The organism is Acinetobacter sp. 778_lipA, assembly GCF_058242985.1.
On record NZ_JBZAYT010000001.1, the window covers coordinates 2,927,923 to 2,940,275 of the forward strand.

General features: G+C 36.4%; 9 protein-coding genes. 4 read left to right on the forward strand and 5 right to left on the reverse strand.

Features of this window, described 5'->3' with window-relative positions; genetic code table 11:
- Nucleotides 1-152: 152 nt before the first annotated feature.
- A complete protein-coding gene (locus tag AC4CUY_RS14025; RefSeq protein WP_336951550.1) occupies nucleotides 153-1,508 on the reverse strand; it encodes an aminotransferase class III-fold pyridoxal phosphate-dependent enzyme in 1,356 nt (451 codons plus the stop codon).
- A 27-nt stretch (nucleotides 1,509-1,535) separates the two neighbouring features.
- Nucleotides 1,536-2,960 carry an APC family permease gene (locus AC4CUY_RS14030; protein ID WP_490774290.1) on the reverse strand — a complete coding sequence of 475 codons (1,425 nt, stop codon included), beginning with the start codon at nucleotides 2,958-2,960 and terminating at the stop codon, nucleotides 1,536-1,538.
- Nucleotides 2,961-3,591: 631 nt separating this feature from the next.
- Between AC4CUY_RS14030 and AC4CUY_RS14035 the strand changes: the two genes are divergently transcribed.
- Together AC4CUY_RS14035 and AC4CUY_RS14040 are read left to right on the forward strand one after the other, a co-directional pair.
- On the forward strand, nucleotides 3,592-4,950 hold the full coding sequence (locus AC4CUY_RS14035) for an amino acid permease (RefSeq protein WP_336951554.1): 1,359 nt from the start codon (nucleotides 3,592-3,594) through the stop codon (nucleotides 4,948-4,950).
- A 258-nt stretch (nucleotides 4,951-5,208) separates the two neighbouring features.
- Nucleotides 5,209-5,985, forward strand: coding sequence for an IclR family transcriptional regulator (locus AC4CUY_RS14040; RefSeq protein WP_336951556.1), 777 nt, complete (start codon nucleotides 5,209-5,211; stop codon nucleotides 5,983-5,985).
- Nucleotides 5,986-6,386: 401 nt separating this feature from the next.
- Here the strand turns inward: AC4CUY_RS14040 and AC4CUY_RS14045 are convergent, their stop codons facing one another.
- Entirely contained in the window at nucleotides 6,387-7,775 is a 1,389-nt protein-coding gene (locus AC4CUY_RS14045) for a GntP family permease (protein ID WP_490774291.1), read from the reverse strand.
- A gap of 304 nt (nucleotides 7,776-8,079) precedes the next feature.
- Between AC4CUY_RS14045 and AC4CUY_RS14050 the strand changes: the two genes are divergently transcribed.
- Complete coding sequence (locus AC4CUY_RS14050; protein WP_336951561.1) at nucleotides 8,080-9,240, forward strand: iron-containing alcohol dehydrogenase; 1,161 nt, start codon at nucleotides 8,080-8,082, stop codon at nucleotides 9,238-9,240.
- Nucleotides 9,241-9,271: 31 nt separating this feature from the next.
- On the forward strand, nucleotides 9,272-10,768 hold the full coding sequence (locus tag AC4CUY_RS14055; RefSeq protein WP_336951563.1) for a CoA-acylating methylmalonate-semialdehyde dehydrogenase: 1,497 nt from the start codon (nucleotides 9,272-9,274) through the stop codon (nucleotides 10,766-10,768).
- Nucleotides 10,769-11,295: 527 nt separating this feature from the next.
- On the opposite strand, the gene AC4CUY_RS14060 is transcribed toward AC4CUY_RS14055, so the two are convergent.
- Nucleotides 11,296-11,580 carry a hypothetical protein gene (locus AC4CUY_RS14060; RefSeq protein ID WP_336951564.1) on the reverse strand — a complete coding sequence of 95 codons (285 nt, stop codon included), beginning with the start codon at nucleotides 11,578-11,580 and terminating at the stop codon, nucleotides 11,296-11,298.
- Nucleotides 11,581-12,171: a recombinase family protein gene (locus AC4CUY_RS14065; protein WP_336951566.1), complete on the reverse strand. Its 591-nt coding sequence runs from the start codon at nucleotides 12,169-12,171 to the stop codon at nucleotides 11,581-11,583. It abuts the gene before it with no gap.
- Nucleotides 12,172-12,353 lie beyond the last annotated feature (182 nt).

Below are 12,353 nucleotides of genomic sequence, written 5' to 3' on the forward strand. Positions count from 1 at the left end.
ACCTTTTATTGTAAAACTAATCCTTTATTTCACAAGCCCTTAAGTGTAAATATTCCAATATTATCTTTACAAGCTTTTTAACAAATAAAACAGGATCAAAGTGCCGCATAGCGCAGACACTTGATCCTATTTTTTAACACAAATTTGTCGAGTTATACATCGACCTGTTCAAATGCTGTCTGTAATGCATTGACCAATAACTCACAACCCGCCTGATCAATCACCAACGGTGGGGCTATTACAATTTTTGGTCCGACAGGGCGAACCACTGCACCTGCATCACGACAAGCTTCGGTAATACGCCAAGCTAAATTATTATCAGGCATAATCGATTCACGGGTTTTCTTATCTGAAACCAGATCAATTGCTAACATCAAACCTTTACCACGTACATTACCAACAGATGGAAATCTTTCTTCAAAGGTTTTTAATTGGTTCAGTAAAGTATCACCCATTTTGGCTGCATTGCCAGGCAAGTCTTCTTTTTCGACAATATCAAGGACGGCTAACCCTGCTGCACAGCCTAATGGATGCCCACCATAGGTATAACCCTGCATCAAAATACCTCGATGATCTTTGTTTTGTAAAAAGGCTTCTTCAATTCGATGATTGATCAATGTTGCTGAAAGCGGGATATAACCAGAGGTTAAAGCCTTGGCAAACACCATAATGTCAGGTTTTACCCCCCAGCCTCGTGAACCAAACATATGACCACTACGACCAAAACCGGTCACCACTTCATCCGCGATCAAGAGTATTCCATATTTATCACAAATCTGACGGACTAAAGGCCAGAAATTGGCAGGAGGAACAATCACCCCCCCTGCACCTTGAATGGGTTCTGCAATAAATGCGGCCACACTGTCGGGACCATAATATAAAATGTCTCGTTCCAGCTGTTCAGCAACTAACTGTCCTAATTGCTCAGGATCATCACAGTTCCAAGGATTGCGATACAACCATGGCGATTCAATTTGTGAACAGCCCTCCAAAACAGGACCATAGTTCATTCGATAAATAGACAAACCACCCACTGAAGTCCCGCCAAAATGCACACCATGATAAGCATTTTTCAATGAAATAAAGCGAGTCCGTTGAGATTGTCCCTTTAAAATCCAATATTGACGTGCTACTTTTAGAGCTGTTTCAACACCATCCGAGCCTCCTGTCCCATATAGCACTCGTGCCATATTTTCCTGAGCAGTCATTTCAATGAGTTTGTTTGACAAAGCTTCTGCTTTTGGATGGCTCACACCATCAAATAACTGATAGTAAGCCAGCTCGTCCATTTGTTGATTAATCGCTTGTTTAACTTCTGCACGATTATGCCCAACATTGACACACCATAAACCCGCAAAGCCATCCAGCATTTTACGACCTTTATCATCCCAGATAAAAAGCCCATCTCCTTTGACGATTCGCAACGGGGTCTTATCCACCCAATTATTGGGATGAGTCATAGGATGCCAGAATTGATAATCTTTTTTTGCAACCATTTGGCTATTCATAGAATAAGCTCCTTGTCTATTTTGATGTTAAGAATGAATAACAATATTTGTGACATCTTCATATTTTTGTGGATTGATATGTTTCAACACACGGGCTGTGATCATGCCAATGACCATACAAGCCAGCAGTAGCCAAGGTAAAAACAGCACGACTGGAGAAGATGACCCACTCAACATTTCCAGATTTGCAATCACCACATACAGTATGACCAACATACCGAGTGCTGAAATAATCGGTGCAATCAAACGACTCCAGATCGAGACAGGTAACGTATTACGTTGTCGAAAATATTTTATTACTGCGAAAGAAACGCCGATCTGTAATACCAAAATTGCCATACTTCCGAGTACAGATGCCCATGCAAAAATATTGATCATTGGATCAAGTTTAAACAGCCCGAAAGTCACTAAAGCGACAATCATAAAAATGCCTTGGACGATACTGGCAATATAAGGAGTTTTATAAACAGCATGTGTCTTGGCCAATTTGGACCATAACAAACCATCACGGCTAATGGTAAATAAGTAACGTGACAACGAATTATGGAACGCTTGAGTTGCTGCAAATAAACTGGTGATCAATAGAATTGAAATGACTTCAACAGCCCACCCCCCTAGCAATTGTTCAGCGACACTGTAAACATAGACACCTGGATCTTTCGCCGCCTCAGTAGCTATTTGGCTAGCACCTGTATATTGCACCAACACCCATGCAGTTAAGGCATAAAAAAGCGTAATTAAAATCACAGCAGTAAAAGTTGCTTTAGCCACAACTTTTTTGGGTTCTTTACATTCTTCAGCATAAATTGCTGTTGCTTCAAAACCGATAAAAGAACAAATCGCAAAAACCATGGCAATCCCAAAATTACCATTTAAAACCGTACTGGGTTGAAAAGAGCTAAACTCCCAAGTCACTGGTCGAGCCATAAAGACTGCATCTATCAGCAAAACAATTGCAATCTCAAGTAGCATGAGTACACCAAGGACTTTTCCGCCAATTTCAACTTTGGCAATCCCCAGTCCGATGACCACCATTTGCATCAATGCTGCATATGCCCACCAAGGCAAACTGCTACCCAAGTGTCTCGTAACAAAGAGTTCAGTAAAGAAACCAAACATTGCACTGCATGAAAGTTGCATCGCAGCATAAGCAAGTAAAGCAACATTGAATCCCGCTAAACCACAGGTAAGCCCCAGTCCTTGCACAATATAAGAATAGAATGCGCCTGCATTGACAACATGACGGCTCATTGCTACAAGACCGAAACTAAAAATGAGTAATAGCGCACCTGCAATAATAAAAGTACCTGCTACCCCAGCTCCATTACCAGCCATAAAAGCGACAGGCAATGCTCCAACCACACCAGTTAAGGGTGAAGCTGCGGCGACCACAAAAAATACAACGTACCATAGCCCTAAACTTCCTTTTTTTAATTTATATTCTTTTGACATGCTGATCTCCTTCCTTGATCATCTCTTGAGTCTATAAAGGAAGAACTATTGAGTGTTATCAAAATATGGCAATTTTAGCGATCAATCCTGATAGAGATACTAGGAAGGGATAAGCCCTATTCTTGAAAACATAGTAGATAAAACTAATGATTAGAAAGATAAGTAAGAGTAAATGTGAGATCTGATCATTTCTAATCTAACTTAATTTCTTATAGAGCTCATAAAGGGCAGTAGACCAAGCGCGCCTATAATACCCGCTCAAAAAAAAGATACGGTCAGGTCGATTTCTCCTGAACTTCAAGCCTTGGTTCGTTACTCATTTCCCCCCATTCATCGGTATGTTTGAGGGCAAACATCCATTGTGCACTTTGAAACAATCTTAATCGGCTTGTTTCATAAGCCTTTTTTAAAGTACAGATTAATATCCCTCTCATGCTAGCCTTCTCCCGTTGGGAGAAGCCTCATTCAATAGCGATATGATGTACTCAACATGAGCTTTATTGATTGATAAAATCGCTCTAATATTCCAGAGTTCAATATCTTTTAAAATTCCAGCTGCAATATCGTTTTCAAACTAGGTTATCTATAACCAATCAATTACAATAGCTTCTTTTATTCAGCACAGCATATTTTGAATCGCTCATCTTCCCAATTAAAACGTGGACTTAAAAATCGTCATATCCAATTGATCGCTATGGGTGGCGCTGTGGGTACAGGATTATTTCTAGGTTCTGCACAAGTCATCCAATCTGCTGGCCCTTCGATTATTTTAGGCTATGCCATCGTCGGTTTGATTGCCTTTTTAATCATGCGCCAAATGGGTGAAATGATTGTAGAAGAACCTGTTGCAGGTTCATTCAGTTATTTTTCACAAAAATATTGGGGAAAATTTCCTGGCTTTTTATCTGGCTGGAATTACTGGGTCATGTATATTTTAGTCGCCATGACTGAGCTTACAGCGGTAGCTAAATATGTGCATTATTGGTGGCCGCATATCCCCGCTTGGGTCTCTGCTTTATTTTTCTTTGTCATCGTGACTGGTTTTAATCTGGGCAATGTTAAATTTTATGGTGAATCAGAATTTTGGTTAGCCATTATCAAAGTTGTTGCTGTGATTTCGATGATTGTATTTGGTTTATATCTTTTGCTCACAGCTGGTGCTGATTCAACTGCAACTGTGGCAAACCTATGGCAACATGGTGGATTTTTCCCACATGGTTTTTCAGGGCTGTTTTATATGCTGGCCTTTTTAATGTTTGCATTTGGCGGCATTGAATTGATTGGGATGACCGCTGCTGAAGCAGAAAATCCTGAAAAAAGCATACCACAAGCAGTCAATCGCGTGATTTTCCGCATTTTAGTTTTTTATATTGCTTCTCTTGCCATTATTATGTCATTAATCCCATGGAATCAACTTGATCTGGGTGGTTTAGATAAAAGTCCCTTTGTAATGATTTTCAGCCAACTGGGCTTAGGCTGGGCAGCACATTTACTCAATTTTATTATTTTGACTGCGGCACTTTCAGTATATAACAGTGGTATGTATGCCAATAGCCGTATGCTGTATGGGCTTGCAGTACAAGGCAATGCACCGAAGATGTTTGCAAAAGTGAGCAAACAAGGTGTTCCAATATCTGCTGTGGTATTTTCTTCTATTCTAATTTTTGGCTGTGTGTTACTGAACTATTTTGTGCCTGAAGAAGCATTAAGTCACCTGATGTATTTGGCTGTTGCTGCTTTGGTTTTAAACTGGGCAATTATTAGCTTTACTCATTTAAAATTTAAACAAGCCATGAAATTGGAAGGCAAAACCGTAAAATTCCCTTCAATTTTTTCACCTATTAGTAATTATATTGTTTTAGTTTTTATTAGTATGATTCTATATATCATGTGGAAACAAAACTTTAAGGAGTCTGTCATCTTGATTCCTATCTGGATTATGGTGATGTTTGGATTATTTAAAATTTTAAGCTGGAACAAGTCACGCTAATATTTAAAAAGGCTTATTGAACCGAATAGGCCTTTAATGATTCTAATATTCTCAGCGTTCCATAACCAGAATTTGGTTAAAGTATCTAAAAACTTTTTTTCACAAAAGCTCGAATGATTGACGTAGAATTTCTTACATTGAGAAGTCCAAATCTACAACGATAAAGCATTGATAAAAATTTCATATCTACAACTTTCAAGTGATAATATTCATAAACTCAAGTTGCTATGAATGAAGCATGTTCTTTTGGAAAATTTTATGACGCAAGATACAAAACGAAATAAAGGTTCATCGATCACACGAGTACTTGAGATTTTAGAAGCAATTGGTGAAGCAAAACATCCCCCCTCTCCACTTGATCTCTCTTTAGCACTTGATATTCCAAAACCCAGTATTCATCGACTCATTCAATTATTAGAAAAAGAGGGTTATGTCAAAGTAGATTTACACGGTGGCTTGTTGGTGGGTGGAAGAGTCAAACACTTATTATTCAATGTTTGGGAAAATGAAAAATTTAGAATTGAGCGATTTTCTATTTTAGAAAAGCTGTCAAATAAGATTGGCGAAACCTGTGGTATTGCCATACTACAAGATAATCATATGCTATACGTGGACCGTATACAGACGAACTGGCCATTACAGGTATATTTACCTGTCGGTTCAACAGTACCTGTTTGGTGTACATCAAGTGGTAAGCTTTTTCTAAGCCATTTATCCGCAGAAAAAAGGAAAAATATTTTAAAAAATATCCCAATTACACAGTACACAAAAAACACCATTACAGATCCTAATTTGCTTGAATCTGAAATTCAGCGCATTGGCGTAACAAATTTAGGTACAGACAATGAAGAGTTTATAGCCGGTATGGTGGCTTGCTCAGTTCCTATACTCCACCCCAACGGTGAAATCATTGCTTGCTTATATACCCATGCACCAAGCATTCGAAAATCTTTAGATGACTTAATCAGTTATCAAGATGCATTAAGAGATGCAGCCACAGATTTAAATACTTATATCAAAAACTCTATCCATTAAAAGATGAGAGCTCGTGATTACACTTGTTGTATTAGTCAAAAAATTGAGCATTGAATACCGATCCCTAATTTAGACTGTCTATTCAATGGCTTGCTGATAATTTAATGAATTACACGTAATCGTTTATAATGTTGCGACTTAGAATTCGCCCCTAAACGCGTGTACATGTGGAGGTACAGGACGTACCTCTCAACTAATATGAGCAAAAAAAGCATAGCTTGGTTTGCAGCGCAAGGTTTGGCATCCCCTATGTAAACTTTAACTGTAAAGAGTGTATTACAAGCTTTTAAATCCAACATATTCATTTCTATGGAAGAATATAAGTTGCATAATTTATAAAGTTTACTGAGGCATAAGAACTACTCAACATGCACAAGCATCTAGTCTCAACAATTCAGTCGTTAAAATGATCCAAAATATGTTCCAAGCGTTATCACTCCGATCAGTGCCATCAGGGGGAAAATAACTGCGACAACAAACATGTCATAATAGGACTGTTTATGTGTAAGACCGCAAAGTGCAATAATAGTAATCACCGCACCGTTATGTGGAAGTGAGTCTAAAGAACCTGAAGCCATAGAAGCGACTCTGTGCATTAATTCTGGTGAAATACCAAAATCTTGCGCTAGGTTCATATAGGTTTCGCCCATCGTATTTAATGCGATACTCAAGCCACCAGAAGCAGAGCCGGTGATGCCAGCCAGTACATTGACCAAAATTGCTTCTGAAACCAGCGGATTACTGGGTGCTAAACTGACTAAAAAATCTTTTAAAATGACAAAACCAGCTAAGGAAGCAATAACTGACCCATATCCAACTTCTGAGGCAGTATTAAAAATCGGTAAAAAAGAAGAAGAAACACCATTTTGAATGCTGTCTCGAATATCGTTAATTCGCTTCCAATTTAGACCAATAATGGCAATACATGCGATGACCAATGCCGTAATAATAGACCAAAGGCCAATCACTGAATTCAAACTTGTATTACCAAATTGAGCAGTTGCCAAATATGAAGTATCCATATTTGGAAAAATTACTTTAGATAACATTAAATTAGATAAAATAACCAATACAATCGGGATCATTGCAATCAGCAAACTCGGATCTGAGTGGGTTAAAATTTCTTTATGATTTTCGATGTGATTACCATACCCTTCACCTTGTTTTATTGAATGCTTGACTCTTCTATTTAGCCACCACATCCCCGTAATTAACATAAAAATTGATGCAATGATGCCAAGAACAGGAGCCGCATATAGATCCGTTTTAAAATACGGCATTGGGATTGCGTTTTGAATCGCGGGAGTTCCAGGTAAAGCAGTCATGGTAAAGGTTAATGCACCAAGCATAATTGCAGCTGGAATGAATCGTTTAGGAATACCCAATTCTTTAAATAATGCCGAAGCAATGGGAAATACTGCAAAACCCACTACAAAAAGTGAAACACCACCATAAGTTAATATCGCACAGGAAATAACGATCGATAACATCGCGCGGTGATGCCCTAAACGTTCAACAAAAAAAATTGCAATCGTACGGGCCGAACCACTATCGTCCATGAGCTTTTCGAAGACTGCACCTAAAAGGAAAAGTGGAAAATATTTGATAATATAACCACCTAAACCACTCATAAATACTTGCGAATAAAATCCTAATAATTCATGTGTCATTCCACTCCAAATGACTGCAAACAGTGCAAGTACAGGCGCCAAAATAATGACACTAAAGCCTCTATAAGCTAAATACATCAGCAAAATCAAAGAAACTACTATTCCAAATAGTCCTAACATCTTAAACTCCATTTATTTAATTATTATGATACATATTGTATCGATATACATGTATATCCAATTTTTAATGATGAAGCTAGATAAAAATATTTTCCACTTTAAAAAATCACTCAAGATATTGTTATTTATATATAAATATTTTTATTTTAGTAAAAATCATAAAACGCCTATTTACATATTAATTTATATTGATACGATACATATCAATATACAAGTATTATAAAACTAATCTACAGCATGCAAACTCATCATTTTCAAATGAAAAATGCATGTAAATGGAATGAAACTAAAATGGAGTTCGCTGATGTCACATACAATTTTATTGCCCCGATTTATTGAAGTTGGAAAAAATGCTAGAAAAAAAATCCCTGAAATTTTAAAAAGCTTAGGCTGCCATAAACCATTGATCATTACCGATCAAATGATGGTGAAATTGGGCTATATCGCTGATATTCAAAATATTCTCAAAAATGAGCATATTGAAGCAGACTATTTTGATCAAACTATTCCAGAACCAACATCAAGTTCTATTGAGGCTGGAGTCAAATTTATTCAAACAAAACAATATGATTCAATTATTGCCATTGGTGGTGGGAGTCCAATTGACAGCGCAAAAGCGATTGGTATCTTAGGTCGCTATGGTGGAAAAATCAGAGATTACAAATTTCCTCGGCAAGTCAATGAACAAGGCTTACCGATTATTGCTGTTCCAACAACTGCAGGGACAGGTTCCGAAGCAACCAAATTCACCATCATTACCGATGATGAAAGCAATGAAAAAATGCTTTGTGTTGGTGCTGGTTTTATGCCGATCGCTGCAATTGTGGATTATGAACTTACTTTAAGCTTGCCTGCTCGTACCACAGCGGATACTGGGATTGATGCCTTAACACATGCGATTGAAGCCTATACCAGTAAAAAAGCCAATTTATATAGTGATACCCAAGCATTGGAAGCAATGCGCTTAATTGGACCCAATCTAAAAAAAGTCTATCTAGACCCAAGTGACAAAGGTGCCAGAGAAGCTTTAATGCTTGGTGCAACATTGGCAGGTGTGGCTTTTAATAATGCTTCGGTCGCTTTAGTTCATGGCATGAGCCGACCTATTGGCGCATTTTTCCATGTCCCACATGGTTTATCGAATGCCATGTTATTGCCCATGATCATCGAATATTCAATTCCGGCCGAACCTGAAAAATATGCTGATTGCGCAAAAGCCATTGGCGCAGCGCAGCAAACTGATTCTGTTGAATCTGCCAATGCTAAGTTAATTGAAGCATTAAAAGACATTAATTCATCACTGCAAGTGCCAACCTTGGAAGCTTTTGGTGCAGATAAAAGATATTTTGATGAAGTTGTAAATACTATGGCAGAACAGGCACTTGCTTCAGGCTCACCCAGTAATAACCCTCGTCTACCGACGAAAGAAGAAATCGTAAAACTTTATCAACAATTATGGTCTTAATTTTTCAACGAAAATAAACAAGGAGATATCAATGAATACCATCGGGCATTTCATTAATGGACAACTCTCAACTGAAGCAAGCCGCACTCAAAAAGTATTTAACCCAGCAACAGGTGAATCAAATTCCGAAGTTGCCATTGCTAGCCAAAAAACGGTACTTGAAGCAATAGTAGCAGCAGAAAATGCATTTCCTGCATGGCGCGACACACCCGTCATCAAACGTGCGCGAGTCATGTTTAAGTTTAAAGAGTTACTTGAAAAGAATGCAGATAAAATCTGTGAGCTAATTGGTTTAGAGCACGGAAAAATTTGTCATGATGCTGCAGGAGAATTACAGCGCGGTATAGAAAATGTTGAATATGCTTGTGGTGCCCCTGAGTTTTTAAAAGGTGAATTTTCAAAAAATGTAGGCCCCAATATTGACTCTTGGAGTGAATTTCAGCCTTTAGGTGTCGTTGCAGGGATTACCCCTTTTAACTTCCCAGTGATGGTGCCGCTTTGGATGTTCCCAATGGCAATTGTCTGTGGTAACTGCTTTATTTTAAAACCATCCGAGCGTGATCCATCCTCAACATTATATATCGCACAATTATTAAAAGAAGCAGGTCTTCCCGATGGTGTCTTCAATTTGGTCAATGGGGATAAAGTTGCTGTAGATACACTTTTAAACGATCCACGTATCCAAGCCATAAGCTTTGTCGGCTCAACTCCAATCGCTGAATATATTTATAAAACGGCAACAGCTGCGGGTAAACGTTGTCAAGCTTTAGGTGGTGCAAAAAATCACGCGATTATCATGCCAGATGCTGATGTAGATAATGTGGTTAATTCTCTACTTGGTGCAGCTTTTGGTTCATCAGGTGAACGTTGTATGGCACTTTCTGTTGCTGTTGCAGTCGGTGATGAGATTGCGGATACCGTGATTACAAAACTTCAAAATGAAATCAGTAAATTAAAATTTGGACATTTTTCCAATAAAAATAATGATTTTGGGCCTGTAATCACAGCAGACCATAAAGCTAAAGTGGTTGGTTTTATCGACAGTGCTGAGCAACAAGGTGCAAAAATTGTCGTGGATGGTAGACAAGCAACCGTTGGTGACTATAAAAATGGCTTCTTTGTGGGACCGACCTTAATTGATCAAGTTACACCAAACATGCATAGTTATCAGCAGGAAATTTTTGGTCCAGTCTTACAAATCATGCGGGTAGAGACTATGCAAGAAGCTATGGATCTGATTGATAATCACGAATATGGTAATGGTACATGTATCTATACTCGTGATGGAGAAGCAGCACGTTATTTCTCTGATCATATTAAAGTGGGGATGGTTGGCATCAATGTTCCTTTGCCTGTACCTGTCGCTTATCATAGTTTTGGGGGGTGGAAGCGCTCACTATTTGGTGATTTATATGCATATGGTCCAGATGGTGTCCGTTTTTATACACGCAGAAAAACGATTACTCAACGCTGGCCTTCTGCGAACATCCGTGAAAATAAACAATTTTCAATGCCCACTTTAAATTAAGATTTTTAAATTAACACAGTTTATTTATTTATCGATTTACTATTGCGATTTGGGAAGTATCTAACATTTTTTGATATTTCCCAAATTCTTCGATATCGGCTTCCTTAAAATAAATTTATAATTTCTCTTAATAAAATCACATATAAATTCTCTCTTTATAAATAATTTTAATTGAATGTTTTTTAAGATCACATAATTCAAAAAAATAGTCTCTTAGATCAAAACATTAATTAAAAAACAAAATTAAATACTTGTTATTTATACTATTTAAATCAATCATATTATTTACATGAGTAAATTATCATAAAATAATACTATAAAATTCTATTTTTTATAAAAATTTTTATTTGCATAATATATTAATTACCATCGCCATACTTTCAAATAACCAACATTAAAAAAATTAAAAACATAACTTAAAAATATAAATAGATGTATATTTTTGATTTAACTCAATCATTTAACTTACTATTAAACTTATAAAGTTAATAGCAAAAACCCATACCTGCATTAAAAAATTATAAAATCTATTTAAATAATGATTTTGTTAAATCCACAACATATAGACTTGATCCATATAAAAATATAATGGTTTTTCCTCCATGCTTAATTCCTTGAACTCTATAGTTGACCAAACCATTTAGCGACTTAATTTCAATACTATACTGACTGATCAAATTTTTTGCTTTTTTATGATTTGCTTGTCGTAACACATAAACCAATTGCACAATAATTGTTTTCTTAACATCAGTTTTTTTTTGAGCAATTGCAAACCTGCTTATATGATTCTTATCAAGTTTTTTATTCCTCATCTATTGGTCGTCACTATTAATGACATCAGAGGATTTTAGTATTAAGCGTTGGATTACAGTTCGAGTAACTGAATAATGCTTAGCGATTGAATAAATGCTGTGACCTTTTTTAAAATTCTCCAAAGCTTCTTTTTTTTGTTTATCGCTTAAAATTTCAGGACGACCAACACGCTTTTTTGCTTTATTGAGGACACTTTTTTTTGAAATATTAGCTTTTCCTTCAAAATCAGCACATAGCTTCAAAAAGTGTATAAAAAATTTCTTAAGGTCTCCTGAGATTTCGTTCTTTGAAAACTCTAAACAAATTAATTTAATTTTTTTTTTAAATATTAAATTAGCACTTGAAAAAACTTCATTAAAATTCCCACCTAATGAATCAATTCCATTGACTAATAATATATCTCCACTTTCCATAGAATAATTAACTAAATTAATAAATTTATTTCTGTGCTTTAATGATATACCAACTTCTACTTCTTCCACAATGATTCTCTTAACTGGTATTTCATAACCCGCATTTGAAATAAAATCAACACAAATATTTTTATTTATAGATATATTGTCAACTCTACAATATGCATAGACACGCACAACAGATAACCTTTTCATTTAAAAAAATATTATAATATTTAATTCACAAAAAAAACACCTGTTGAAAATTATATTTATGTTTTAAACACTACAAACGTTTCAAATAACACACCCATAAAAATAAATAAAAATACAAGCGTATAAAAAAATAATATCTTAATTTGAATTTTTTCTTTTACATT